At 71.2% G+C, this 24,849-nt stretch carries 19 protein-coding genes and 1 pseudogene; 13 read left to right on the top strand and 7 right to left on the bottom strand.

The window, feature by feature from the left end; genetic code table 11:
- The first annotated feature begins 110 nt into the window (after positions 1-110).
- From pcaH to pcaDC, 4 genes are read left to right on the top strand one after another with little or no spacing between them, the layout of a single operon-like run.
- Positions 111-884, top strand: a complete 774-nt coding sequence (gene pcaH / locus AB0B29_RS12470) for a protocatechuate 3,4-dioxygenase subunit beta (protein ID WP_362237653.1) — start codon at positions 111-113, stop codon at positions 882-884.
- A gap of 6 nt (positions 885-890) precedes the next feature.
- Positions 891-1,496 carry a protocatechuate 3,4-dioxygenase subunit alpha gene (gene pcaG, locus AB0B29_RS12465; RefSeq protein WP_362237650.1) on the top strand — a complete coding sequence of 202 codons (606 nt, stop codon included), beginning with the start codon at positions 891-893 and terminating at the stop codon, positions 1,494-1,496.
- Positions 1,493-2,788 (top strand): 3-carboxy-cis,cis-muconate cycloisomerase, encoded by a 1,296-nt coding sequence (gene pcaB / locus AB0B29_RS12460; RefSeq protein WP_362237647.1) that lies wholly within the window; start codon positions 1,493-1,495, stop codon positions 2,786-2,788. The genes pcaG and pcaB overlap by 4 nt, the downstream gene beginning before the upstream one ends.
- Entirely contained in the window at positions 2,785-3,903 is a 1,119-nt protein-coding gene (gene pcaDC / locus AB0B29_RS12455) for a bifunctional 3-oxoadipate enol-lactonase/4-carboxymuconolactone decarboxylase PcaDC (RefSeq protein WP_362237644.1), read from the top strand. Before pcaB ends, pcaDC begins: the two co-directional genes overlap by 4 nt.
- 109 nt (positions 3,904-4,012) lie before the next feature.
- On the opposite strand, the gene AB0B29_RS12450 is transcribed toward pcaDC, so the two are convergent.
- On the bottom strand, positions 4,013-6,697 hold the full coding sequence (locus AB0B29_RS12450) for an ATP-binding protein (RefSeq protein WP_362237642.1): 2,685 nt from the start codon (positions 6,695-6,697) through the stop codon (positions 4,013-4,015).
- A gap of 401 nt (positions 6,698-7,098) precedes the next feature.
- On the opposite strand from AB0B29_RS12450, the pseudogene AB0B29_RS12445 reads away from it, so the two are divergent.
- Both AB0B29_RS12445 and AB0B29_RS12440 read left to right on the top strand, forming a co-directional pair.
- Positions 7,099-7,182: pseudogene (locus AB0B29_RS12445) on the top strand (DUF2510 domain-containing protein); the annotation flags it as partial.
- 366 nt (positions 7,183-7,548) lie between these two features.
- On the top strand, positions 7,549-8,604 hold the full coding sequence (locus tag AB0B29_RS12440) for a hypothetical protein (RefSeq protein WP_362238669.1): 1,056 nt from the start codon (positions 7,549-7,551) through the stop codon (positions 8,602-8,604).
- Positions 8,605-8,757: 153 nt separating this feature from the next.
- On the opposite strand, the gene AB0B29_RS12435 is transcribed toward AB0B29_RS12440, so the two are convergent.
- Positions 8,758-9,366: a TetR/AcrR family transcriptional regulator gene (locus tag AB0B29_RS12435; RefSeq protein ID WP_362237640.1), complete on the bottom strand. Its 609-nt coding sequence runs from the start codon at positions 9,364-9,366 to the stop codon at positions 8,758-8,760.
- Between the two features lie 167 nt (positions 9,367-9,533).
- Between AB0B29_RS12435 and AB0B29_RS12430 the strand changes: the two genes are divergently transcribed.
- Together AB0B29_RS12430 and AB0B29_RS12425 are read left to right on the top strand one after the other, a co-directional pair.
- On the top strand, positions 9,534-10,376 hold the full coding sequence (locus tag AB0B29_RS12430) for a phosphatase PAP2 family protein (RefSeq protein WP_362237637.1): 843 nt from the start codon (positions 9,534-9,536) through the stop codon (positions 10,374-10,376).
- Entirely contained in the window at positions 10,373-11,320 is a 948-nt protein-coding gene (locus AB0B29_RS12425; protein ID WP_362237634.1) for a hypothetical protein, read from the top strand. Before AB0B29_RS12430 ends, AB0B29_RS12425 begins: the two co-directional genes overlap by 4 nt.
- Here the strand turns inward: AB0B29_RS12425 and AB0B29_RS12420 are convergent.
- The gene (locus AB0B29_RS12420; protein WP_362237631.1) at positions 11,310-13,361 is read right to left on the bottom strand and encodes a phosphocholine-specific phospholipase C; all 2,052 of its coding nucleotides are present in this window, start codon (positions 13,359-13,361) and stop codon (positions 11,310-11,312) included. The two genes, AB0B29_RS12425 and AB0B29_RS12420, sit on opposite strands and share 11 nt — an antisense overlap.
- 169 nt (positions 13,362-13,530) lie before the next feature.
- Here AB0B29_RS12420 and AB0B29_RS12415 point away from each other — a divergent pair, with 169 nt between their 5' ends.
- Positions 13,531-14,814, top strand: coding sequence for an MFS transporter (locus AB0B29_RS12415; protein WP_362237628.1), 1,284 nt, complete (start codon positions 13,531-13,533; stop codon positions 14,812-14,814).
- Here AB0B29_RS12415 and AB0B29_RS12410 read toward each other — a convergent pair.
- From AB0B29_RS12410 to AB0B29_RS12395, 3 genes are all read right to left on the bottom strand, one after another.
- Positions 14,793-15,857, bottom strand: coding sequence for a hypothetical protein (locus AB0B29_RS12410; RefSeq protein ID WP_362237625.1), 1,065 nt, complete (start codon positions 15,855-15,857; stop codon positions 14,793-14,795). The two genes, AB0B29_RS12415 and AB0B29_RS12410, sit on opposite strands and share 22 nt — an antisense overlap.
- A gap of 176 nt (positions 15,858-16,033) precedes the next feature.
- Positions 16,034-16,474, bottom strand: a complete 441-nt coding sequence (locus AB0B29_RS37750) for a peptidoglycan-binding protein (RefSeq protein WP_436845836.1) — start codon at positions 16,472-16,474, stop codon at positions 16,034-16,036.
- Between the two features lie 128 nt (positions 16,475-16,602).
- Positions 16,603-18,834 carry an alpha-L-fucosidase gene (locus tag AB0B29_RS12395; RefSeq protein ID WP_362237623.1) on the bottom strand — a complete coding sequence of 744 codons (2,232 nt, stop codon included), beginning with the start codon at positions 18,832-18,834 and terminating at the stop codon, positions 16,603-16,605.
- Positions 18,835-19,485: 651 nt separating this feature from the next.
- Between AB0B29_RS12395 and AB0B29_RS12390 the strand changes: the two genes are divergently transcribed.
- The gene (locus AB0B29_RS12390) at positions 19,486-20,898 is read left to right on the top strand and encodes a non-reducing end alpha-L-arabinofuranosidase family hydrolase (protein ID WP_362237620.1); all 1,413 of its coding nucleotides are present in this window, start codon (positions 19,486-19,488) and stop codon (positions 20,896-20,898) included.
- Positions 20,899-20,981: 83 nt separating this feature from the next.
- On the opposite strand, the gene AB0B29_RS12385 is transcribed toward AB0B29_RS12390, so the two are convergent.
- The gene (locus AB0B29_RS12385) at positions 20,982-22,088 is read right to left on the bottom strand and encodes a ricin-type beta-trefoil lectin domain protein (protein ID WP_362237618.1); all 1,107 of its coding nucleotides are present in this window, start codon (positions 22,086-22,088) and stop codon (positions 20,982-20,984) included.
- Positions 22,089-22,662: 574 nt separating this feature from the next.
- Between AB0B29_RS12385 and AB0B29_RS12380 the strand changes: the two genes are divergently transcribed.
- The 3 genes from AB0B29_RS12380 to AB0B29_RS12370 are packed head-to-tail and all read left to right on the top strand — an operon-like array spanning position 22,663 to position 24,841.
- Positions 22,663-23,733: an aromatic ring-hydroxylating dioxygenase subunit alpha gene (locus AB0B29_RS12380; RefSeq protein WP_362237615.1), complete on the top strand. Its 1,071-nt coding sequence runs from the start codon at positions 22,663-22,665 to the stop codon at positions 23,731-23,733.
- Positions 23,730-23,909: a hypothetical protein gene (locus AB0B29_RS12375; protein WP_362237612.1), complete on the top strand. Its 180-nt coding sequence runs from the start codon at positions 23,730-23,732 to the stop codon at positions 23,907-23,909. The genes AB0B29_RS12380 and AB0B29_RS12375 overlap by 4 nt, the downstream gene beginning before the upstream one ends.
- Positions 23,906-24,841, top strand: a complete 936-nt coding sequence (locus AB0B29_RS12370; RefSeq protein WP_362237610.1) for a PDR/VanB family oxidoreductase — start codon at positions 23,906-23,908, stop codon at positions 24,839-24,841. Before AB0B29_RS12375 ends, AB0B29_RS12370 begins: the two co-directional genes overlap by 4 nt.
- Positions 24,842-24,849 lie beyond the last annotated feature (8 nt).

Below are 24,849 nucleotides of genomic sequence, written 5' to 3'. Positions count from 1 at the left end.
GGCTGGTCGCGCCCGCGCGGCGAAGCCGTACATCGATCCAGTCCCGCGCCCCTGAGGGGCGCGATCCTCGCCCCCTTCGACGAGTACGGTACAAACCTCAGGGATCCCCTATGACTCTCACGCAGCACGACATCGATCAGGAGATCGCGGCCGAGCGCGCCGCGTACGAGAAGCGGCTCGCCGACGGGGGACCCGTCGAGCACCAGCCGCGTCGCGACTACGCGCCGTACCGGTCCTCGGTGCTCCGGCACCCCAAGCAGCCGCCGGTGACCATCGACGTCAGCAAGGACCCGGAGCTGGTGGAGCTGTTCTCCCCCGCCTTCGGGGAGCGGGACATCACCGAGATCGACAACGACCTCACCCGGCAGCACGACGGCGAGCCGATCGGTGAGCGCATCACCGTCTCCGGACGGCTGCTGGACCGTGACGGCCGCCCGGTGCGCGGTCAGCTCGTGGAGATCTGGCAGGCCAACTCCGCGGGCCGCTACGCCCATCAGCGCGAACAGCACGACGCCCCGCTCGACCCCAACTTCACCGGTGTGGGCCGCACCCTCACCGACGACGACGGCCACTACCGCTTCACCACCGTCCAGCCGGGCCCCTATCCCTGGCGTCAGCACGTCAACGCCTGGCGGCCGGCGCACATCCACTTCTCACTCTTCGGCACGGCGTTCACCCAGCGGCTCGTGACCCAGATGTACTTCCCGAACGACCCCCTGTTCCCCTACGACCCGATCATCCAGTCCGTGACGGACGACGCCGCCCGGCAGCGGCTGGTCGCGACGTACGACCACAGCCTGTCCGTGCCGGAGTTCTCCATGGGCTACCACTGGGACATCGTGCTGGACGGCCCGCAGGCCACCTGGATCGAAGAAGGGCGCTGACCGGCCATGACGAAGATCGACACCAGCGGGCCCGACCGTGTGCCGCCCACCCCCTCGCACACCGTCGGACCCTTCTACGGCCACGCCCTGCCGTTCCGCGGTGGCGAGGACATCGCGCCCCTCGGGCACCCCGACACCGTCACGGTGCACGGCTACGTCACCGACGGCGAGGGCGACCCGCTGCCGGACGCCCTGATCGAGCTGTGGGGACCGGATCCCGACGGCAACCTGCCGACCGCCGACGGCTCCATGCGGCGCGACCCGGCCTCCGGAGGCTTCCTCGGTCGCAACGGCGTGGAGTTCACGGGCTGGGGACGCATCCAGACCGATGCGAACGGCCACTGGTACGCGCGCACGCTGCGGCCGGGCGCCCGAGGACGCAGCGCCCCGTACCTCAGCGTGTGCGTGTTCGCGCGCGGGCTGCTCGTGCACCTGTACACCCGGATCTACCTGCCGGGCGACGCGGCGGTACTCGCGGCCGACCCGCTGCTGTCCGGGCTGGAGGACGCTCGCCGCGACACGCTGATCGCCGCGGAGGAGGGCAACGCCACGTACCGTTTCGACATCCGCCTTCAGGGCGAAGGCGAGACGGTTTTCCTGGAGTTCACGTGACAGCGCACCCCGGTGACACCGGCCTGCTCGCCCCCGGATGGGCCGATTCGGCGGCCTCCTCCGCCACCGGCGACGAGGCGTATCTGCGGGCCCTGCTCGACGCGGAGGCCGCGCTGACCCGCGCCCAGGCCGCCATGGGGCTCGCCCCGGCCGAGGCGGCGACGGCGGTCACGGAGGCGGCCGGGGCGGGTGCCTTCGACGTACGGTCCCTCGCCGAGCGCGCCCGCGCGGGCGGCAACCCCGTCATCCCCCTGGTCGCGGATCTGACCCGGGCCGTGGGCGAGGCGTACGGGCCCTACGTCCACCGGGGCGCGACCAGCCAGGACATCATGGACACGGCGACGATGCTGGTCGCCGCGCGGACCCTCGACGTGGTCCTCGCCGACCTCGGCCGAACCGAACGGGCGCTGTCCCGGCTGGCCGCCGAGCACCGCGACACCGCGATGCCGGGGCGGACCCTCACCCAGCACGCGGTACCGACCACTTTCGGGCTGAAGGCTGCCGGATGGCGGTCACTGGTCCTGGACGCGCGGGACCGGCTGCGGACCGTCCACGAGTCGCTGCCCGCCCAACTCGGCGGTGCGGCAGGAACACTGGCGGCTTTCGGGGCGTACGGAGCGAGCGATCCGGCCGGGCTGCCGGAGGCGTACGCCCGGGAACTCGGCCTGCGGGCACCCGGCCTGCCCTGGCACGCCCTGCGCACACCGGTCGCCGACCTCGCCGGATGCCTGGCCTTCACGGCGGGCGCGCTCGGCAAGCTCGCCGTGGACGTCCTCACCCTGTCGCGCACCGAGATCGCCGAGGTCGCGGAGGGCAGCGGCGGGGGGTCGTCCGCCATGCCGCACAAGTCCAACCCCGTACGGTCCACCCTGATCGCCTCCGCCGCGCGGCGGGCACCCCAGCTCGCGGCGACCCTGTACGGGGCGATGGCCGCGGAGGACGAACGCCCGGCCGGGGCCTGGCACGCCGAGTGGGAACCACTGCGGGATCTGCTGCGGCTGGTCGGCGGTGCCGCCCGGGACGCCGCCGAACTGGCCGAGGGGCTGTGGGTCAGGCCCGAGACCATGCGCGAACACCTGGACCTGACCCAGGGGTTGATCGTCTCGGAGCGGCTGTCCGCCGAACTGGCCCCGGTGCTGGGCCGCGCCGGCGCCAAGGAGCTCCTCACGCGGCTGGCCTCGGCAGGACGACCGCTGGCCGGGGCACCCGAGTTGGCCGACGTCGATCTCGAGCCGTCCCATTACACGGGCTCCGCCGGAGTCCTCACCGATCGTGCTCTGGAGCGACCTTGACACTGCTGAACCACCATGTGGAAGGACCCGCCTCCGCTCCCCCGCTGCTGCTCGGCCCCTCGCTCGGCACCTCGTACGCCCTGTGGGACGACGTGGCGCCCGAGCTGTCGATCACCCATCGGGTGGTGCGCTGGGACCTGCCCGGGCACGGCGGTTCGGCGGCCGGTCTCATCCGGGCGGGCGCGAGCGTCGGTGACCTCGCCGGGCGGGTGCTGGCGCTCGCCGACTCGCTCGGCATCGAGCGGTTCGCATACGCGGGTGTGTCGCTGGGCGGGGCCGTGGGGCTGCATCTCGCGGTGCACCATCCGGAGCGCCTGACGTCGCTCGCCGCGATCTGCTCGTCGGCGCACTTCAACGGGTCCAAGCCCTGGGAGGAGCGGGCCGCGCTGGTACGGCGGGAGGGGCTGGCCGGGCTGGCGGACAACGCCGGCGCGCGCTGGTTCGCCGGGGACTTCACCGTGCCGCGCCTGGTCCGGGACCACCGGGACGCCGACCCGGAGGCGTACGCCGCCTGCTGTGACGCGCTCGCCGGGTTCGACCTGCGCGAGCGGCTGCCGGAGATCGCCGTGCCGACCCTGCTGGTCGCCGGCCGTGAGGACCCCGCGACACCGCCGGCGCATCTGCGGGAGATCGCCGACGCCGTGCCGGGCGCGACGCTGGTGGAGCTGCCGGGCGCGTCGCACCTGGCGCCCGCCCAGTGCCCGAAGGCGGTGCTGACCGCCCTGCGCGCCCACTTCGGCCAGGGCGCCCTGCTGGGGATGGCGGTACGGCGCGAGGTGCTCGGCGACCAGCACGTCGACCGGGCGCAGACCCGCCAGACCCCGTTCACGGCCCGGTTCCAGGACTTCATCTCGCGCTACGCCTGGGGCGAGATCTGGACCGACCCGACGCTGTCCCGCCGGGAGCGCAGCATGATCACCCTCACCGCGCTGGTCGCACACGGCCACTACGACGAGCTGGCCATGCACGTCCGCGCGGCCCGCCGCAACGGCCTCACCCCCGAGGAGATCGGCGCGGTGCTCCTCCAGACGGCCGTGTACTGCGGGGTGCCGGCGGCGAACTCGGCGTTCGCGACGGCCCAGCGGGTACTGGCGGAAGAGGACGGCACCTCGTGAGGGCCGGCGGGCGGCCCCGCGGGACGTGCCCGGCCGGGTTTTGCGTACGCCTGCCTCGCGGGTCTGCCGTGGGGCAGGTGCATGGTCCGGCCCGTTGCTCCGCGCGTGACTACACCGTGCCCACACCTGCCCTGAGGGCGGCACGCGCCCGCTCCGCCAGTCCGTCGGCCCCGCACGAGTCCGCCAGGTCCAGGCCGCGGTGCAGGTCGGCCGTCGAGCGGGCGGCGATGCCGAACTCGATACGGGCCGCCGCGTGTTCGTACTGGCAGGGCGAAGCCTCCAGGTACGTGACGGCCTGGCCGTAGAGCCGGACCGCTCGCTGGCCCGTCTCCAGGTCGGCGGCGCAGCGCAGAGCTTCCCCTATCGCCGTGTCCGTGCCGAAGCGCTCGGCCTGGCGGCGGACGTCGACGGCGAGCCGCGCGGCCCGGGCCGGGTCCTCGGTGCGCAGGGCGCGGGCGAGGTCGGCCGCCCAGGGGACGAGCACCGGGTTGTGGTGCCCGCGGGCCGCCGCCGCCTTCTCGGCGGCCTCCAGTTCGTTGATGCCGTCCTTGGTGCGGCCGACCGCCAGCAGCAGCCGTCCGCGCACCGAGCGGGGATCGGGCAGGACGATGGTGGACGGGTAGGGCGGGCCGAAGCCGTGCCGTTCGGCGACCTCCCACGCCTGCTCGACCTGGCCGCGGGCGAGCAGGGTGTCGACCAGGCTGCAGGTCGCGGACCAGTACAGGGGCAGGCCGCGGCCGACCCGCTCGGCCAGGCGCAGTGCCTCGCGCAGGGACGCCTCTGCCTCCCTCAGCCGGCCTCGTCTGCGGTGGCCGATCCCGACGTAGGCGTGGGCCAGGGCGAGGTGGCCGCCGCTCCAGCCGGCCGTCTCGTAGGCGCGCAGCGCTTCGTTGTAGAGGGTCTCGGCGCGGTCCAGGCGGTCGGTGAAGCCGTACGCGTTGGCCAGCATCAGCAGCAGTTCGATGCCCCACTCGGTGTCGGTCCAGCCGAGTCCGGGTGCGAGGCGGCCGTTGACGAGGGCGCGGTCGCACAACTCGGCGACCTCCTCGGCGTTCTCGCCGTGCATCAGGGCGTCGAAGCCGCGCAGGATGAGCAGGGCGCGTTCGGAGTTGTCCCGGCCGGTGCAGGGACGGGCGAGGTCGGCGAGCCGCTGCGAGCGGCCGGGTGAGGCGGCCTCGCCTGCGTGCAGCCCCTCCCACATGAACTGCGCGGCCTGCAGCCGCATCCGTTCGGGCCCCGGCTGGAGCCGGGCGGCCTCCGCCTCGACCGTGCGGACGGCTTCCTCCAGCTGGTCGTTGTGGAGCAGTGCCTGGGAGAGCCGGAAGACGGCGTCGACCCGCTGGCCGCCTTGGAGGCCGGGCATGCCCAGCGCGGCACGCAGATGGCCGATGGTGCGGGCGGGCGCGGTGAGGAAGGTGGCCTCGGCCAGTTCATACAGCACCTGCGGGTGCGAATCGGGCCGGGGCGGTTCCTCCAGGGCGCGTTCCAGGCAGCGGCGGGCCGCGTCGGGGGCGCCGACGGCGAGGTGCTCACGGGCGGCCTCGCGCAGTTGCGTGACAAGTTCCTCGTCGTCGTCCGGGTGGACCTCCAGGAGGTGGCGGGCGGCCGCCGCGGCGCCGTGTCCCTCGTCGGAGACGATCCGGGCGGCGATGCCGTGCATGGCGGTGCGCAGGGCGTCGGGGATGGAGTTGTAGACGGCGGTGGCGATCAGCGGATGGACGAACTCCAGGTCGCCGTCGGCGCTGCGGCCGGTCGCGGGGTCGGGCGCGGTGAGGATACGGGCGGTGCGCAGCAGTTCGGCGCAGCGCCGGGCGTCGTCCGGGCGCAGGGTGGCGAGCTTGGCGACCAGGTCGATGGAGATGCCGGTGCCGAGAATGGCGGCGGCCCAGGCGAACCTGGTGGCGTCGATGCCCAGTTCCTCCAGGCGGGCGACGAGGCCGCCGCCGCGGGCCGAGCGGTTCAGGTCGCGCAGTTCGCCCGCCCGGGCCTCGACCGGTTCGAGCTCGCTGTCCTGCACTCGGGCGAGGAGTTCCACGGTGTCGTAGGGGTTGCCCGCCGTGACGGCCCAGACCTCGCGGCAGAAGGCGGCGTCGGCGTGTTCACCGAGGGTCGCGCGGGTGAGTCCGGCCGTCGCGTCCGGGGTGAGGGCGCTCAGGGTCGTGGCGGGGCCGTGCGCGGCGGCGACGACGGTGTCGAGGTGGCGGGCGCTCGCACCGGAGACCTCTTCGGGGCGGCGCGTGACGACGACCAGGACGGATATCTCGTCGAGGCGCTCGGCGAGTCCCGCGAGCCAGTGCAGGGTCTCCTGGTCCGCCCAGTGGGCGTCGTCGATCAGCAGCACCAGCGGCCAGTCGCGGCGGGAGAGCCGGCGCACGGCCGCGACCAGGCCGTCGCAGACGCCCTGCGGGTCGGCCTGCCGGTCGCCGGGCTCCGCGATGCCGAGGGCGGGGCCGGCGATGTCGTACCAGTCGCCGAGGTACTCGCGGGCCTCCTCGGGCAGCATCGACACCAGCGCCGGCTGCAGCAACTGCCGTACCACGTTGAAGGGGACCGACCTGAGGGTCTCGCCGCCGCGCGCGGACCAGACCGTGCAGCCGCGGGCCTCGGCGATGCGGCGGGTTTCGGCCAGCAGGGCGGTCTTGCCGAGTCCGGCCTCGCCACGGAAGACCAGCAGTCCGCCGGACGAGGAACGGTCCGCGCACAGGCTGTCGACCGCCCGCTCGACGGCGGCGACCTCCTCGTCGCGCTCCCACAGGGAAGCCGAGGCGGCGGCCGTGGGCCGTACCTCCGTCATCCCGCTACCTCCCCAAGTCGCCCGAACGACCTACAGACATCGAGCGTAGCCGTCCGATTGCCCGAGTGGAGGGTGGTCGGGGCACCTCTTGCCGTGACGGGTGACACCGGGTGCGGCCGGGCGACGCACTTGTCGCGTCACCAGCCGCCTTCAGGTCAACGGCTCGCAAAGTCAGGCGAGGTGACGCTCATTCAGTTTGTCGGCGCTGCTTTGCCTACCGGGTACCGAACCGGCGAGCACGGGGCACGGCACCCCCGTGCGCCAGGGTCGGTGCCCCCGGGGTCGGGGCGGGCTGCGGCTTCCGCCGCGGGCGGCCCCGGGCGGCCGACGCGGCTGCCGCCGGAACAGCCGGTTCCGACTCCTCTCATGCCTCTTTCACCGACGCCTCATACGGTGGGGGCATGACGCAGGAGACTCCTCCCGGGTGGTACGCCGATCCCGGACAGACAACTGACGGGCCCGCCACCGAGCGCTGGTGGGACGGCCGGGCCTGGACGGACCGCATCCGCCCGGCCCAGCCGCCCGCGGCCTGGGGTCCCCCGACGGGCCCGGCGTCCGCCGGCTCCGCATCGACACAACAGACGGCACCCGACGTGCCGCCCGCCGAGACCCGGGCACCGTCGGAGCGTCCGGCTGCCGCCGATGACCGGAACGGGGCCGAGGGGCCGAAAACCGGGCAGACCGCAGATGCCTCAGCCCCGACCGCCCCCGGAACACCGGAGTCCGGCCCACCCGACACGGCGCCACCGGCTGCCGCCGGGCAGCCGGACACCACTGGTCAGACGGCCGACGGCGGCACACCGGCAGCCGCCGCGGGGCAGGGAGCCGGACAGCCGGCCGGAGCCGGAGCCCTGGGAATAGCCGGGCACCCGGACGCCGGTGGGCAGGCGGGAGCCGGGCAGCACACGGGCGGCTGGGGTTCCGGAGCGGCCGGGGATCCGGGGGTCGCCGGACAACCCGGGAGCGGCACCTGTCCGGGAGCTGCCGGACACCCCGGGAGCGGCGCCTGTCCGGGGCCTGCCGGGTATGCCGCCTACCCCGCGTATCCCGCAGTGCCTCCCAGCGGGAAGGGGCGGCGGCTGCGGACAGGTGCCGCAGTCGCCGCTGCCGTGGTCGTCCTCACCTGCATCGGCGTGGGTGTCTACGCGTTGACGGACAACGGCGGCGGTGGCGGTTCGCCCACCTCGCAGGGGCCGGGCGGGCCTGGCGCCCCCGGAGGCCAGGGCGGCCCGTTCGGCGGACCGGGCGGGTCCGGAGGGCAGGGCGGTTCGGGCGGCTCCGGAGACTCGGGCGGGTCGGGTGGACCCGGGGGGTCTGGAGGCAACGGCGGGTCCGGTGGGCAGAGTCCGCGGCCCGAGCAGTCCGAGCCACCGAAGATCAGGAGCGGGTCGGTGACCGACGCGGTCAGCGGCATCAGCCTGCCGATCCCGAAGGGCTGGTACGGCCAGCAGGCCCGGGCCGGTGCCCAGATGACGTCCGACGACTCCTACAAGTGCCCCGGCGACACGTCCGCGACCTGCACGAAGGGCGGTGCCTACTCGGCCCCGGCCCTGCTGCTCGGCACGAAGGGCGCCACCGCCGAGGAGATCGCGAAGGCGGACATCGCGAAGAACGCCGAGGAGTCCTACGGCGGCAAGTCCTACGGTGGGATCACCTCCCACGACGTGCTCGACTCCAAGGCCGTGACCGTGGCCGGGCAGCAGGGCTACCTGGTCCGCTGGAAGGCCGTCACGAGCAAGGGCGCCGACGGCATCGTGGAGTCGCTCGCGTTCCCCTCCCCCGCGAACGCGAAGCAGATGGTGGTCGTGCGCTTCGGCGTCGACGCCGACCAGAAGGAGGCCGTGCTGGACGACATCACCAAGGGCATCAAGGTGTCGACGGGCAGCGGCAACGGCCAGGACGTCTGAAGCACGGCGCCCCGCACACCGGTCGGCCGGGTGGGGCGCCCCCGCCGCTCACAGGGGCACCCCACCCGGCCGGGGGGTGCGCGCCGCCCCCGTCCCCACGGGTCGGCGCGGTCGGGTCGCCGTCCGGTCATCCCGCGGACGGCGGCCCGGGTCTCAGGTGAGGCCCAGAGCCGGCAACACGGCGGCCTCCACGAAGCGGACCAAGTAGTCCGGGTCCGCGTACTGGCCCTCCAGGACGGGCCGGATGCGCAGGACGCCGAACATCTGCGCCGGGATGTACTCCAGCGCCGGGTGGTCGGCGGGCACTTCTCCCCGTTCGACCCCACGCCGGATGATCTCCTTCAGCGCGGCGATCTCCGGTTCGACCAGCGCCTCGCGCAAGGCGCGCTGCAGCTCCGGGTCCTGAGGGGCCGCGTGCACGAGCGCCTGGAGGAGCTTGGTGTCCCGGCCCGACAGCTCTCCCGCCGCCCGGGCCGCCTCGCGCAGGTCGTCCGCGAGCGAGCCGGTGTCGATGCAGCGCGTCCGCCGGTGCGAGCGCAGCGCAGCCGCGACGAACTGGGGCTTGGTCTTCCACTGGCGGTAGAGCGTGGACTTGCTGCACCGGGTGCTGGCGGCGATCCCCTCCATGGTGACGGAGTCGTAGCCGCACTCCCGCAGTTGCTCCAGCACGGCGTCGTAGAACTCCTGCTCACGCTCGGGCGTGATCTTGGAGCGGCGCGTGGCACCGAGCGGCTCGGGCCGGTCCGCGGCCTGGGACGTCATGGGCGGTGCTCCTGAGTCTCGTCGGGCGGCCGGAAAATTCCCGGTCGGCGGTGTGTCCTACGTCTACCGATACGCCAGTGTACCGGTACGCGGCCGTATCGGTACACTGACGTATCGGTACGCTCTCGTACCGATAAGAGCACCACCGTCACCGAAGGGGCCGGGGGATGAATGCCCGCACCGAGCCTGCGCCGGCGGAGTCCGACGCGATAGCGCGACCGCCGCTCGTCCGGGAGTTCCTGCTCGTCGCAGGGCTCTTCCTCGTCTACAAGTTCGGCCGGCAGCTGGCCACCGGCCACACCGGCGAGGCCTTCCACGACGCACACCGCGTGTGGGACTTCGAGCGAGCGGTCCATCTCCCCGGCGAGGGGGCGGTGCAGTCGCTCCTGCTGCACGGCGACGCCCTGGCGCACATCGCGAACATCTACTACGCGGCCGTCCACTTCCCCGCCACCACAGCCTTCCTGATCTGGCTCTACCTGCGACGCCCGGCCCACTACGTGTGGGCCCGCCGGGTCCTGGCCGCCGTCACGGCCGCCGCTCTGGTGCTGCACCTGCTGTTCCCGCTCGCCCCGCCGCGCATGCTGGCGGCGACCGGCCTGGTCGACACGGCCCGGGTGTACGGGCCGTCGGTGTACGGCGATCCCGCGACGGACTCCCTGTCGAACCAGTTCGCGGCCATGCCGTCACTGCACTTCGGCTGGGCGCTGATGGTGGCCGTCGGACTCATCGTCGCGACCCGCTCGCGATGGCGCTGGCTCTGGCTGGCTCATCCGCTGCTGACGCTGCTGGTGATCGTCGGTACGGCGAACCACTACTGGCTGGACGCGATCGTCGCGGCTGCCCTGCTCGTCCTGGCACTCGCGGTGATCCGGCCCCAGACCCCGTCCGGGAGGACCCCCGTCTCGCTTCGCCCACCGCACCGCACGACGAGCACGGCCGGGCGTGCGCAGGGCAGCCCCGTGCCGGCCCAGCGGGACGAGCAGGCACTCGTGGGAGCGGGCCGATGAACGCCGTCCTGATCGCCGTCGTCCTGTCCCTCGTCTCCGCCGTCGCCTACGCCGCCGCCGCGGTCGCCCAGGAGCGGCTCGCCTCCCGTTCCCCGGGAGCGGGCACGCTGCGGCTGCTCGGCAGCGGTGCCTGGTGGTGGTCGGTCGGGCTGAACGCGTCGGCCGCGTTGCTGCACGTCGTCGCCCTCCGGTACGGCCCGCTGACCGTGGTCCAGCCGCTCGGCGCGCTCACCCTGGTCGCGGCGGTGCCCATGGGGGCGCGGATGGCGGGACGGCGAGTGAGGGCGGTCGAGTGGAAGGGCACCGCGCTGACGCTGCTCGGCCTGGGCGCGATCCTGGTCACGGCGTCGGGTCCGGAGCCGGACGATGTGCTCAGCGTCCCCGAGGCGCTGGCGGTGGCGGGCGCCACCGCGGCCCTCATCGGGGTGCTGTCCCGGCCGGGCGCCCGCCCCGGGTTGCGGCACGCCTCCGCGTCGGGTCTGGCGTCCGGGGTCGCCTCGGCCCTCACGCAGACCGTGACGGTGTCCGCGACGGACCGCTCCGGCACGGTGCTGAGCGTCCAGGTGGTGGGCGTGGCCCTGATCGTGGCGGCCTTCGCGGCCGGGGGGCTGGTGTTGTCGCAGACGGCGTACCGGGGCGGCCTGGGCGGGCCCCTCGCGATGGTGACCCTGTCCAACCCGCTGGCCGCCGGCGTGATCGGCCTGTCGTTGCTGGGCGAACGCCTTCAGGGCGGGTCGGCGGGTGTGCTGCTCGCGCTCGCGGGGGCGGGCCTCGCGTCCTGGGGCGTGGTGCTGCTGAGCCGGACGGCACCCGCGGCGGCCCCGGTCGACGACGACCACCCGGTGGCCGCCGTCCTGGCCCTGGAGCCCGGCTCGGCCACGCCCGAACCGGCTCTGGTGCCCCGGCCGCACGATCCGGGGCACCTCACTCCCGCTACGCGGTGATGATCGCCGGGTCGCTGACCCCCGGCTGCCCGTTCTCGACGTGCCCGGCGAACCGCCGAAGGAACGCCTTGTCGCCCTCTGCGGTGACGGTCAGGTCGTACCAGCGGTGGCCGGCAGCGGGGTCGACGGTCCGGCACACCTTCGCACCCGGACGGACGGTGACGGTCGCGGGCCGGCCGCCGTACGCGTCGGTGAGCTTCAGGCGGACCGTGCCGGAGCCCTTGTTGGTGAAGGTCAGCTCGATGTGGTCGCCGGTGTGGCGGGCCGTGACCTCGCAGCCGGCCGCCTTGTTCGAGCCCTTGAAGACGCGCACGAAGCCGCCCGGGCCGTGCACCGTCAGGTCGTAGGAGCCTTGGGAGTACGCCGAGTTCCAGGTGTCGGAGAGCGTCTTGCCGGCCCCGGTGGTGTAGGTCCAGGGGCCGTCGGTGCGGTTGCCCGAGGTGACGTGGAAGGCGCCGCCCGCCTTCGCGCCGGAGGCGAAGGTGAGGGTGAGCTTCCCGGCCGCGGTGTCGACCGCGGCGTCCACGTGCGGGGCGTACTTCAGCGGCCGGGTGCGGCGCAGGCCGCGTTCCTGGCGGGGCATGCGCGGGTCGGCCGGCGGGACCGGCTTGTAGTCGGGGTGGCGTTCGCGGTCCTGCGGCTCGTACGCGTCGGTACCGGGCAGCGGGGCGGGGCGCGCGTCCTTGCGGGAGAAGTCGAACGCGGACGTCAGATCACCGCAGACGGCGCGGCGCCAGGGCGAGATGTTGGTCTCGCGGACGCCGAAGCGGCGCTCCATGAACCGCAGGATCGAGGTGTGGTCGAGCGTCTCGGAGCAGACGTAGCCGCCCTTGCTCCACGGGGAGACGACCAGCATCGGCACCCGGGGGCCGAGGCCGTAGGGGCCTGCCGTGTTCTTGGCGTCGCCCGGGAAGAGGTCGAGGGAGACGTCCACGGTGGACAGGCCGCGCGAGGCGTCCTTCGGGGGCAGCGGCGGCACCACGTGGTCGAAGAAGCCGTCGTTCTCGTCGTAGGTGATGAACAGGGCGGTCTTCGACCAGACCTCCGGGTCGGAAGTGAGGGCGTCCAGGACCTGCGCGATGTACCAGGCGCCGTAGTTCGAGGGCCAGTTGGAGTGCTCGGAGAAGGCCTCGGGGGCGGCGATCCAGGAGATCTGGGGCAGCTTTCCGGCCTTCACGTCCGCCTTCAGCACGTCGAAGTAGCCGTCGCCGGCCTTGGCGTTCGTGCCGGTGCGGGCCTTGTCGTACCAGGGGTCGCCGGGCTTGGCGTCGCGGTACTTGTCGAAGTACAGCAGCGAGTTGTCGCCGTAGTTGCCACGGTAGGCGTCCTGGATCCAGCCCCAGGAGCCCTGGGCGTCGAGTCCGTCGCCGATGTCCTGGTAGATCTTCCAGGAGATGCCGGCCTGCTCCAGGCGCTCGGGGTAGGTCGTCCAGCCGTAGCCGAGTTCGTCGTTGCCGAGGACGGGGCCGCCGCCGGTGCCGTCGTTGCCGGTGCACCCGGACCACATGTAGTAGCGGTTGGGGTCGGTGGAGCCGATGAACGAGCAGTGGTAGGCGTCGCAGACCGTGAAGAAGTCGGCAAGGGCGTAGTGGAAGGGGATGTCCTCGCGGGTGAGGTACGCCATGGTCGTGGTGCCCTTCGCGGGCACCCACCGGTCGTACTTGCCCCCGGCGTAGGCCTGGTGGCCGTCGGGCCAGGAGTGCGGCAGACCTTCCAGGAACTGCATGCCGAGGTCGTCGGCGTCCGGGTGGAACGGCAGGATCTCCTTGCCGTCCTTCTCCTGGTGCCAGACCGGTTTGCCGTTGTCGAGGGTGACCGGGCGGGGGTCGCCGAAGCCGCGGACTCCTCTCAGGGTGCCGAAGTAGTGGTCGAAGGAACGGTTCTCCTGCATGAGGACGACGATGTGCTCGACGTCCTCGATCGACCCGGTGCGGTGGTTCGCCGGAAGGGCGGCGGCGCGCTGGATGCTGGCGGACAGGGCGCTGAAGGCCGTGGTGACACCCGCGAGTTGGAGAAAGCGGCGCCGGTTTACTTCGGACATGAAGGACAGACCTCTCATCCTGAGGTGCGGGATGGCCGGAACGTGACGGAATCTGCGCGGAAGGAGTGTTTCAGGCACACCAAACGCCAAGGAAGGGGCACGTGACACTCGTGTGAAAGTCGCCGGTACGGAGGGTGTGCCGGGGCCTTGTCAGGGGAGGGTGAGGGGCGTGACAGAGACGCAGACGGTTTCCCCGCCGACGAAACGGCCCGTTCGACAGCTCCTCGCCGCCTCGGTCGGCAACGCGGTGGAGTGGTACGACTGGTACGCTTACACGTTTCTGGCCACTTACATCGCCGCGCAGGTCTTTCCGAAGAGCGCGGACAACTCGCTGGTGCCGCTGCTGTCGACGTTCGCGGTGTTCGCGGTGGGGTTCTTCATGCGGCCGGTGGGCGGGCTGCTGATGGGCGCGGTCGCGGACCGGCACGGGCGGCGGGCCGCCCTGACCGTCACCATCCTGCTGATGGGCGGCAGCAGCCTGCTGGTGGGGCTCACCCCGACCTACGCGGCCGTGGGCGTCCTGGCGCCGGTGGTCCTCGTCCTCGCCCGGCTGCTGCAGGGGCTCTCGGTGGGCGGCGAGTTCGCAGCCTCCACGACCTTCCTGGTGGAGTCGGCGGGGTCCGGCCGGCGGGGGCTGTTCTCCAGCTTCCAGTACGTGTCGACGACCGTGGGGCAGCTGGTCGCCTCCGGCATCGCCACGCTGCTCGTGGACACGCTGAGCGACGGGCAGATGAACGGCTGGGGCTGGCGGGTGCCGTTCGTGTTCGGGGCCGTGCTGAGCCTGGTCGGGTTCTGGATCCGGCAGGGCGCGCAGGAGACGCGCAGCGCCGAGCAGCAGCGGGCGCCGCGCCCGGGACTGTTCGAGGCGCTGCGCCGGCACCCGCGCGAGTCGCTGCTCATCGGCGGCATCACGGCGGGCGGCACCATCGCCTACTACACGTGGACGTCGTACCTGCCGACGTACGCCGAACTCAACGCCGGCGTCGAGAAGGCGGACGCGCTGCTCGCGGGCACGATCTCACTGGCGTTCTTCGCCCTGCTGCAGCCGCTCGGCGGTCTGCTGTCGGACCGCTTCGGCCGCCGACCCCTGCTGCTCTTCTTCGGCCTGGGCTTCGCGCTGCTCGCGGTGCCTCTGCTGCACACCCTCAGCGACTCGTTCGCCGTGCTGCTGCTCGTGCAGTGCGCGGGCATGGTGCTGCTGACCGGGTTCACCTCGATCAGCGCGGCCGTGAACGCGGAGATCTTCCCGCCCCGGGTCCGCGCTGCGGGCATCGGCTTCCCCTACTCCCTGACGGTGGCCCTCTTCGGCGGCACCGCCCCGTACGTGGGCACACTGTTCAAGGAGCAGGGGCACTCGGGGCTGTTCCCGTGGTACGTGGCGGTGATCTGCCTGGTGTCGTCGGTGGTGTACCTGCGGCTTCCGGAGACGGCTCACGCGCCGCTGCGGCGGTGAGGGGGCGCTCCGTCGGGGGCGGGCTCGCCGTCCGACTCGGCCGCGGACGCCGGCCCGTGCAGTCCCACGCCGTCCCTGGACCCGGCCGGTGATCCCCGCGTGCCGGGCTCTCCCGCCGCCGGGCTGTCCTTGACGGCGGTCCGCTCCGGGTCGGCGATGGCCTCGGTGGGCCTGCCCACCTCCGACAACGTCTCCTGAGCCCGGTCGTCGACGAGCCGGGTCACCAGGTACTGCGCGGCGCCGAAGACCGCGGCCCAGCCGAGGACCTGCGCCCTGCTGTCGAGATCGCTCAGCCCGGGGACGAAGGCGCCCCTGATCAGCAGCAGCCCGAGGAAGGCCGTCAGCGCGCCCGTGGGGAACTTCAGCACCGCCGACGCGAGGGGCAGCATGTAGGGGGCGTCGGTGCCCCGGATGCGCCGCAGCGAGGCGATGACGGTGAGCGCGGCGCCGGCGAGCCCGGCGATCTCCACGGTGAGGATGTCCCTCGGTTTGGCCAGCCCGCTGGCGTCGGTGCCCGCCGGGAGGTTGTGGTGTTCCGCGGTGGGGCACACGACGGTGATCCGCTCCGCGGCCTCGGGACCGTTCTGGGGCGTGAAGCAGAGGCTGAGCGAGCTGGGCGAGAACCAGCCGTAGAGGGCGAGGCCCGTCACACCGAGCAACACGAGGAACGTGGCGGTCCACAGGATGTTGCGCAGACTGCGCACCCGGGCCAGTTCGTCGTCCAGGGCGTTGTACGCGGCGTCGAGCGCGCGGGTCATGAGGTCCCGGTCGCCGGGCTTGATGTCGCCGGAGATGATGGGCCTGATCCGCTGGGCCAGTCTGACCCGGCGGGGGTCGTCGATGTCCAGATGCCGCTTGACGAGGGCCATGACCTCGCTGGCGCGGCCTGCGGCCTCGGCGTCGGACACCAGCTGAAGCAGTATCACCTCCGCGCTGCGGATATTGGACCAGACGCCCTCGCGGGCGGTCGAACCCGACCACGGACGGCGCCAGCCGTATTCCTCATCGGCGGCGGCGCGGGCCTTTTCGAGATGCCCCCGCATTCCTTCGACGAGTGTCGTGCGCTCCTCAGGGCAGGGACTGACGCTTTCGTACTCGAGCTGCGCGGCCAGATAGGCGATCCGCGTTTTCGCGCGCGCACGCCATGACGACCGCGGCGGCCCGCTACGCAGGCCTTTGACTCGGCTGTGCGTAGGGGTCGGCCGGATTTCGGTTCTGGTCACTCGTAGACTGCGGGCACGCGCAGCTTGTTCCAGGATGTCTTGCCCGGAATGCCGTCAGCGTCGTCGCCGCCGTATCCGAGTTTGCGCTGCCACTTGGCGTAGGACTTCTGGTCCGCCGAACTCCACGTCGAGTCGGGGCCGCCGGAGTACACCGAGCAGTTCTCCTCGATGAGGCGGTACCCCATGGCTTCGATGATGGGACTGGTCACTGACGCCTGGAAGAAGTCTGCCCCTGGAAAGGGCTCGTACTCACCTTCCTCACCGTCGGTCTCGGGTGGCGGGGCCACGCGTATCCGCTGGTCGGGGTAGATCTTGTTTCGATCCTTGATCTGCGGGTTCCATTCCATGATCTGATCCACCGTCACATGGAACATTCCCGCGATCTTGGTGAGGTTGTCGCCGGTTTTCACTACGTAGAACTCTTTTGTCTTTTCCATACATCCATGCTAGAGGAATTCCCCGAAACGGAGAAGTGGGGAATTCCGTTTCGATTTCATTCTTTGATGAGGCAACGGTCCCTCCGCCGGGACGAAAGGACGGTTGCGGCGTCATGACGGTACGAGGGTCACAGCGCGGTGAGGGTCCACAGAAGGTTGGCACTGCTGCCGTAGGTCCACTGCTTGGTGAGGGAGCCGGAAGCGACGTTGCCGCCGCCGTCGAGTACGAGACCGGTGGTGCGGTTGTGGATCGAGTAGCGGTCGCCGCCCCTGGGGGCGATGGTCCACTGCTGATCGGTGCCGCCGTTCCAGGGTGCCTGGCGGGCCGGTGAGCCGTCGGCGGTGGCGCCCCAGCCGTCGGCGACCATGCCGTTGGTGCGGTTGACCAGCCTGTAGTAGCCGTCTGCGACCGCCTCGGCCCGCCATTGCAGGTTGGAACTGCCGTCCCAGGTCCACTGCTTGAGGGGGGAGCCGGAGGCGACGTCGCCGCCGCTGTCCAGGGCGAGTCCATTGGTGGCGTTGGTGATCCGGAAGTGGGTCGCCGGGTCGAACCGCACCTTCAGTGACGTGATCTGGTCGTTGTTGCCGGTGTTCCGCAGGTCGGGGTTCTCGGCGGTGAAGGTCCAGGAGGTGCCGGTGAAGTCGTCCCCGGAGTAGCCGATCACCTGGTACCCCGGGGCCGGCCGCAGGGAGGACAGGGTGCGCGCGCCCAGTCCGGACGCGGCCAGGTCGCCCGCGGTGTGGTCGCCGACGGTGAACACTCCTGCGGTGCCGGTGTAGTTGACGTCCGTGAAGGCGATGGCTCCCGCGAGCGGCCGAAGGCCCGGGATCGTGCCGGAGAAGGTGAGCTTGAGTACGTAGGCGCCGGCGCTGTAGGGCGCCGCGGAGGGCAGGGTGACGGTGAGGCCGGAGGAGTTCTGGGTGGGGGCGGGCAGGTCGATGTATGTGCCGGCGGTGGTGCCGAGGAGCTTCACCGAGGACAGCGAGGCGAGGTTGATCCGCTCCGAACCGAGGGTCTTGATCGTCAGTGAACTGCCGGGCCAGCCCAGGACGGTGGCGTACAGGACGGTGCCGGCCTTGTTGCGGGTGAAGCGGATGTCCTGCGGCGTGCCGGCGTGCGGGGTGGTGAACGACCCGCCGCCCATCTTCGTCGGGCCCTCGCCGTAGGCGGTCCAGGCGCGGGTGGCGTACAACGACTCGCCGAAGCGCTTCAGGTGGTCTCCGATACCGAGCAGGATGTCCTTCTGCGCCTGGGGGATGGTGCCGTCGGCCGTCGGCGCGATGTTCAGCAGCATGTTGCCGTTCTTGCTGACGCGGTCGATGAACGAGTGCAGCATCTGCTGGAACGTGTAGTAGCCGATGCCCTGGGTGTAGCACCAACTGCTGCTGGAGATGCTGTCGTCGGTCAGCCAGTACGGGGTGGTGAGGTCGGCCGGGCCGCCGCGCTCGTAGTCGAAGACCTCACCCTTGCCGTTCATGCCGTCCTTGTAGGTGGCGACGACCTCACGACCCCAGCTGTCGGCCTGGTTGTAGTAGTACGCCAGGAAGTTCAGGCGCTGCTGCTCGTCGACGGCGACCAGGTTGAAGTCCTGCCAGAGGATGTCGGGCCGGGCGCGGTCGACGACCTCCTTGAGCTTGTCGAACCACAGCTGGTTCTCGGCGGCCTGACCCAGTTGCCCGTAAAGCTTCTTGAGGCTGGGGTCCGTCTGGGCGGGGGCGAACTCGTAGAAGCCGGTGAAGTTGTAGGCGTGGTGCATGGCCACCAGCAGCTTGAGGCCCTTGGCGCGGATGGCCGTGGCGAAGAGCTTGAGCAGGTCCAGTCCCGGGCCCTTGTTCACCGAGTTCCACTCGTTGACCTGGCTGTCCCACATGGAGAAGCCGTCATGGTGCTCGGCGACCGGCCCGGCGAACCTCGCGCCGGCGTCGACGAACAACTGCGCCCACTCGTCGGGGTCGAAGTTGCCTCCGGCCGACTTCAGCTTCGGCGCGAACTTCACGAAGTTGCCCGCCAGGTCCCGGGCCCCGTCGATGAAGTTGTGGTACGGCCACGCGGAGGGCCGGCCGTAGGTCTCGATGTGGTGCTGATGGACGGAGTCCCCGGCCTGGTACATGGTGCGCGGGTACCACTCGTTGCCGAAGGCCGGAACACTGAAGACTCCCCAGTGGAAGTAGATTCCGAACTTCGCGTCCTGGAACCACTCCGGAGCCGCCGGGTGCCGGTCGACCGAATCCCAGTCGGGTGTGTACGCGCTCGGTGCTGCGTGGGCGACGCCGGCTCCGAGGCCGCCGCCGGCGACGGCTGCTGCCGCTACCCAGGTGGCGGCGGACAGGAGCTGGCGTCTGTTGAGAGAGCTCGACATGAGGACATCCCTGAAGTGGGGGGGCAAGGGGCCAGGGGGACATGCGCCGCCTGTGGTTCTGAAACACGGGGGTTACGCACGAAGTTCGACCATGTGACGCCCTGCTGTCAACGGGCGTGCAGGGATGAAAGCAGCCTCGCGCCTTGCATTTATGTACCATTCGAGTGTTATTCACTTATTGCCCTGGCTCAGACATGGCATGTTTGAGCCGGGTGAGGGGTGTGCCGCCGAAGAGGCAGGGATTCGGCAGGCAACCGTCGGGCGCAACGCGCCCGGACGACAACGTCATCCCGCTCTCGCGCTCCTCACTCCTCCTCAGAGACCCCATGTTTGATGTGGGGTCAGGGAGCGGGGCGGACGCCCGGACGCCTTATCGCAAGGGATATCAAGCCTTTCGTGTCACGAGACTGGACAGAGGCAACGTTCGTATCCGTTAATCCATCCCATGTATCAGCGCGGTCGGCTCACCGCGAGCCGCCGGCTTGAGGCCCTGCCCCGGAAACAGCTCGTGATCGCTCTCCTCCCTCCCGCTTGCACGAAGCTTCGACCATCGTTCGGCATGACGGACATCGCGGTCGAATCACAGCACGTCAACAGTCCGGACGGCTCTGGCGGGCCGACCGGAACGGCTTACTCATGGAATGAGGCCCCATGCGCAGACGTGGTTTCCACCTCAGGCAGCTGTCTGTGGTGCTCGCGGCCCTGGTCGCTTCGGCGGCGACGCTCGTCGCCGACCCGGCTCAGGCCGCCACCAGCGGTGCCTTGCGCGGCGCCGGTTCCGGCCGGTGTCTCGATGTGCCGAACGCCAGTCAGACGGACGGCACGAACCTGCAGATCTGGGACTGCACGGGCGGGACCAACCAGCAGTGGACGCTGACGGACGACAAACAACTGACGGTGTACGGCAACAAGTGCCTGGACGTACCGGGCCACGCCACCACTGCCGGTACCCGGGTGGTGCTCTGGGCCTGCAACGGCGGTACGAACCAGCAGTGGAGGGTGAATTCCGACGGCACGATCGTCGCCGTGGAGTCCGGGTTGTGCCTGGACGTCAGCGGCGGCGCCACGGCCAACGGCACGGCGGTGCAGCTCTGGAACTGCACCGGCGGCGGCAACCAGAAGTGGACCGGCCCATCCGCCCCGCCGGGCGGCACGTGTGCTCTTCCGTCGGCGTACCGGTGGGCGTCGACCGGCCCGTTGGCGCAGCCGTCGAACGGCTGGGTCGCGCTGAAGGACTTCACCACCGTGCCGTACGACGGCAAGCAGCTGGTCTACGCGACCACCTCTGACGGCTCGTCGTGGGGCACGATGGCGTTCCGTCCCTTCACGAACTGGTCCGACATGGCGACGGCCACCCAGACCGGGATGAGCCAGGGCCTGGCGGTGGCGCCCAAACTGTTCTACTTCGCGCCGAAGAACGTCTGGGTCCTGACCTCGAACGGGTGGGGCACCGCCTGGCCCTTCACCTACCGCACGTCCAGCAACCCCACCGACCCCAACGGCTGGTCCGCGCCGCAGCCGCTGTTCACCGGCAGCCTCCCCGAAAGCGGCCCGATCGACCCGACCATGATCGCCGACGGCCAGAACATGTACCTGTTCTTCGCCGACGACAACGGCAAGATCTACAAGTCGAGCATGCCCCTAGGGAACTTCCCGGGCAGCTTCGGCTCGTCGTACACCACGGTCATGAGTGACACGAAGGAGAAGCTGTTCGAGGCGCCGGAGGTCTACAAGGTCCAGGGCCAGAACCAGTACCTCATGATCGTCGAGGCGATGGGAGCGAACGGCCGCTACTTCCGCTCGTTCACGGCCTCCAGCCTGAACGGCCCGTGGACGGTCCAGGCCGGCACCGAGAGCAGCCCCTTCGCCGGCAAGGCCAACAGCGGTGCCACCTGGACCAACGACATCAGCCACGGTGACCTGGTCCGCACCAACGCCGACCAGACGATGACCGTCGACCCCTGCAACCTGCAGTTCCTCTACCAGGGCAGGAGCCCCGCGTCCGACGGCACCCCCTATGTGCAACTGCCGTACCGGCCGGGCGTCCTCACGCTGCAGCGCTGACCCGAACGCGCACCCCGCCGATCAGGCCCGCGAAGTCCTGCTTCGCGGGCCGGGAAGGCCCCCGTGGTTCCCGGCAGCAAGGGTCATCCGGCGGTCAGAGTGGTCCACTTCTGGTTGGAGCCGCCGTGGCAGTCCCACAGGTGGAGTTGCGTGCCGTCGGCCGTGGAGGAGCCGGGAACGTCGAGGCAGCGGCCCGAGGCGGGGTTGCGGTAGCCGCCGTTGTAGGGCTGCCAGACCTGGTTGGCGCCGCCGTGGCAGGACCAGAGCTGGACCTTGGTGCCGTTGGCGGTTGCACCGCCTGCGGCGTCGAGGCACTTGCCCAGGGAGCGCAGCGTGCCGTCGGGATAGGCGGACCAGAACTGGTTGGCGCCGTCGCCGCAGCTCCACGTCTGGACAGCGGTCCCGTCGGTGGTGGTGGCGCCCTTGACGTCCATGCACTTGCCCGCCACACCGGACTGTACGCGGGCGGGGGCGGGCGCGGGGTTCTTCAGCCATCCGGCACCGTCCGCGGCCTGGATGCCGCGGTGGAAGGCGTCGGCCATCTTCTGGTACCCGGAGTCGTTGGGGTGCAGGGGGTCGGCCAGGTCGGCCGTGGTCAGGCTGCTCATATCGACGTGTGCGACGTGCTTGCCCGCGGCCTGGGCCTCGCTGACGATGGTGCGGGTGGCCTGGTTGTACGCGCCCCGGAACCGCTCCTCCGAGCTGCTGGTGGACACGACGAGGGAGGCGACGAGAACCGTTGCGTCGGGGGCGTCGGCGGTGATCTGGTTGACCAGCGACTTCAGCCGGGCGATGGCCGTGTCGACCTCGGAGGCTCCTTGGAGGTCGTTGGTGCCGATGTGCAGCGTCACGACGTTGGGCCGATAGCGGGTGAGCGAGGCGTCGGCGAGTGCGGCGATCTGGTCGATGCGGTATCCCGAGTGGCCTTCGTTGTCGGGGTCGGACATCGAACCGGCCCGCCCGGTGCCCACGAAGTCCAGCGGATGGCCGTCCGCCCTGAGCCTGTCCCACAACGGCGCCCGGTAGCCGTTGCCCGTACTGCTTCCCACTCCCCAGGTTATCGAGTCGCCCAATGGCATGACCCGCAAAGGCGTGTCGGAGGCAGCGGAGGCAGGGGCCACACCTGCCGCTGTCACGCCGAGCGAGGCGGAGACCAGCGTGATCAGGGGAAGAAGCCAGGACTTTCTCATGGAGTTGCCTCTCTTCCGAGTGATTGCGCTTCAGTGGGGCTGAGGGCCGAACGCGGGGGCGCCATCGCTGTGCGGCTGCGTCCCGTGGGCGAGAACAAGGGGCTGAGCTGACAGACAGACATCCCATCGCTGCGACGAGATGTTCCGTCGAAGCGCTTCGATGCTGTTGCGAGGTTAAGTGACGACATGAGGGTGCACAAGGTCACCTACAACCCCTGTGTGCGGGCACACGTTCCGCCCACCAGCGCCACTCCGCGACTGCGGACGCCGTTCACGAGGCGCATCGAACGACCCGCTCTCGCAATCGCCCTCGGCGAAAAGATGGGATCCCTGCGTCAGTTCACGCCCACCCACCGGCGAGCATCCGGGCGTGACCCGTGGCCCGTACGCGGCCGGGTCGCAGGTTCCGTCTGGTCGTCGCTCCGGTCGCGTCACCGGGTCCTGACCAGTCCCCTCACGAGGCGGCTTCCGCCTGACAGAAGACGCCTTGCGCCGCAACAGCAGCGCTGAGGACCCTGATCCCAACCACGGCACGCGGGGCGACGACGCCCCGCCGACAGGGACGGGACCGCCCATGCCTCACATGACCGCCTTCGCCAGGAACCAGTGGTACGTCGCCGCCTACAGTCACGAAGTGGGGCGGGAGTTGCTCGGCCGCACGATCCTCGGTGAGACGCTCGTGCTCTACCGGACCGAGGAGGACGGTACGCCGGTCGTCCTGCACGACCGCTGCGTGCACCGCCGTTACCCGCTGTCCGAGGCGCCGACGCGACTGGACGGGGACCGGATCGTGTGCGGCTACCACGGGTTCACGTACGACACGTCCGGTACGTGCGTGTACGTGCCCGGGCAGAAGCGGGTGCCGCGCACGGCCCGGGTCGCCTCCTACCCGGTCGTCGAGCAGGACTCGCTGATCTGGGTGTGGATCGGCGACCCGGCGCTCGCCGACCCGCAGAGCATCCCCCGGGCCCGGCACCTCGACTCCCCCGGCTGGGTCACCGTGCGCGGCATGGAGCCCATCGACTGCGACTACGGCCTGCTCGTCGACAACCTCCTCGACCTGTCCCACGAGACGTATCTGCACGGCGGTTACATCGGCACCCCCGAGGTCGCCGAGACGCCGATCACCACCGAGGTCGACGAGGGCGCCGGGATCGTCCGGGTGAGCCGGCACATGGACGACGCCGCGTGCCCGCCGTTCTACGCCAGGTCGACCGGCATCGAGGGCCGCATCACCCGCTGGCAGGACATCGAGTACCACGCCCCCTGTCTGTACCTGCTGCACAGCCGGATCGCCCCGGTCGGGGTGCTGCCCGAGGCGGACGGCAGCGACCCGAACGGCTTCCACACCGAGATCACCTACGCGATCACGCCGTCCGGCGACGGCACGGTGTACGACTTCTGGGCGGTCTCCCGGGACTGGGCGACCGACGACGCCGAAGTCACCGAGTTCCTGCGGGGCAACAACCACACGGTGGTGATGCAGGACGTCACCGCGCTCAACCTGCTGCAGAAGACCCTCGGCACCGAACGCACCGGCTACCAGGAGCTGAGCATCAACATCGACACCGGTGGTCTGGCCGCCCGCCGCATCCTCGCCCGGCTGGTGGAGCAGGGCGAGAAGCCCGTGGAGAAGGTCCGGTGAGCGCTCCGACCGGCGAGGTCTACCGCATCGCCTGGCTGCCCGGCACCGACACCCTGCACGGCACCTGCCACTGCGGCCGTGAGCACACCGCGCAGGACCCCGTCGAGATGTGGGAGTGGATGCTCGCCCATCCGCAGGGGCACGTTGTCGACGAACCACGAGGAAGCAGTTCATGAGCCTGTACGAGTCCGAACTCGTCGTCGAAAGCAGGGAGTTCGCGGCCGATGGGGTGCTCGCCCTCACCCTGCGCCATCCGCTGGGCGAGCCGCTGCCCGCCTGGGAGCCGGGCGCCCACGTCGACGTCCTGGCGGCGCCCGGTCTGGAACGGCAGTACTCGCTGTGCGGCGATCCGGCGGACCGGTCGGCCTGGCGGATCGCGGTGCTGCGCGAGCGCCCCGGGCGGGGCGGTTCGGCCCATGTGCACGAGCGGTTGGGCGAGGGCGAGAAGGTGCGGGTGCGCGGGCCCCGGAACAACTTCCCTCTGGAGCCCGCTCCCCGGTACCGCTTCGTGGCGGGAGGCATCGGCATCACGCCGATCCTGCCGATGCTGGCGGCGGCCGAGGCGGCGGGCGCCGACTGGACCCTGCTGTACGGCGGGCGCACCCGCGGGTCCATGGCCTTCGCGGAGGAGCTCGGCCGCTACGGGGACCGCGTGACGATCGCGCCCGAGGACGAGTCGGGCCTGCTGGACCTGCCGACCGTGCTGGACGACGTGCCCGAGGGCACCCTCGTCTACTGCTGCGGTCCCGGGCCGCTGCTGGACGCGGTCGAGGCCCGGTGCCCGTCCGGGGTGCTGCGCGTCGAGCGGTTCCGGCCGAAGGAGCAGGAGAGCGACGGCAACACGGCGTTCGAGGTGGAGCTCGCGCAGAGCGGCCGAACGCTCACCGTCGCGCCGGACGTGTCCGTGCTCGACGCCGTGCGCGCCGCCGGGGTCGAGGTGCTGTACTCCTGCACCGAGGGCACCTGCGGCACGTGTGAGACCGACGTCCTCGGCGGCGAGCCGGACCACCGGGACTCGGTGCTGACGGCGGACGAGCGCGCGGCCGGCGAGACCATGATGATCTGCGTGTCCCGCTGCCGCGGGAAGCGGCTCGTCCTGGATCTGTGAGAACGCCC

The sequence above is a fragment of the Streptomyces tibetensis genome (genome assembly GCF_040647715.1).
In the GTDB taxonomy this organism is placed as follows: Bacteria; Actinomycetota; Actinomycetes; order Streptomycetales; family Streptomycetaceae; genus Streptomyces; species Streptomyces tibetensis_A.
Note: the sequence above shows the minus strand (reverse complement) of the source record. Positions and strands in the feature narration are given on the sequence as shown.

Coding starts and splice junctions, on each gene's coding strand:
- pcaH (WP_362237653.1), top strand. CDS start 111: ATGACTCTCACGCAGCACGACATCGATCAGGAGATCGCGGCCGAGCGC.
- pcaG (WP_362237650.1), top strand. CDS start 891: ATGACGAAGATCGACACCAGCGGGCCCGACCGTGTGCCGCCCACCCCC.
- AB0B29_RS12450 (WP_362237642.1), bottom strand. CDS start 6,697: ATGACGGAGGTACGGCCCACGGCCGCCGCCTCGGCTTCCCTGTGGGAG.
- AB0B29_RS12435 (WP_362237640.1), bottom strand. CDS start 9,366: ATGACGTCCCAGGCCGCGGACCGGCCCGAGCCGCTCGGTGCCACGCGC.
- AB0B29_RS12430 (WP_362237637.1), top strand. CDS start 9,534: ATGAATGCCCGCACCGAGCCTGCGCCGGCGGAGTCCGACGCGATAGCG.
- AB0B29_RS12425 (WP_362237634.1), top strand. CDS start 10,373: ATGAACGCCGTCCTGATCGCCGTCGTCCTGTCCCTCGTCTCCGCCGTC.
- AB0B29_RS12420 (WP_362237631.1), bottom strand. CDS start 13,361: ATGTCCGAAGTAAACCGGCGCCGCTTTCTCCAACTCGCGGGTGTCACC.
- AB0B29_RS12410 (WP_362237625.1), bottom strand. CDS start 15,857: ATGCGGGGGCATCTCGAAAAGGCCCGCGCCGCCGCCGATGAGGAATAC.
- AB0B29_RS37750 (WP_436845836.1), bottom strand. CDS start 16,474: ATGGAAAAGACAAAAGAGTTCTACGTAGTGAAAACCGGCGACAACCTC.
- AB0B29_RS12395 (WP_362237623.1), bottom strand. CDS start 18,834: ATGTCGAGCTCTCTCAACAGACGCCAGCTCCTGTCCGCCGCCACCTGG.
- AB0B29_RS12390 (WP_362237620.1), top strand. CDS start 19,486: ATGCGCAGACGTGGTTTCCACCTCAGGCAGCTGTCTGTGGTGCTCGCG.
- AB0B29_RS12385 (WP_362237618.1), bottom strand. CDS start 22,088: ATGAGAAAGTCCTGGCTTCTTCCCCTGATCACGCTGGTCTCCGCCTCG.
- AB0B29_RS12380 (WP_362237615.1), top strand. CDS start 22,663: ATGCCTCACATGACCGCCTTCGCCAGGAACCAGTGGTACGTCGCCGCC.
- AB0B29_RS12370 (WP_362237610.1), top strand. CDS start 23,906: ATGAGCCTGTACGAGTCCGAACTCGTCGTCGAAAGCAGGGAGTTCGCG.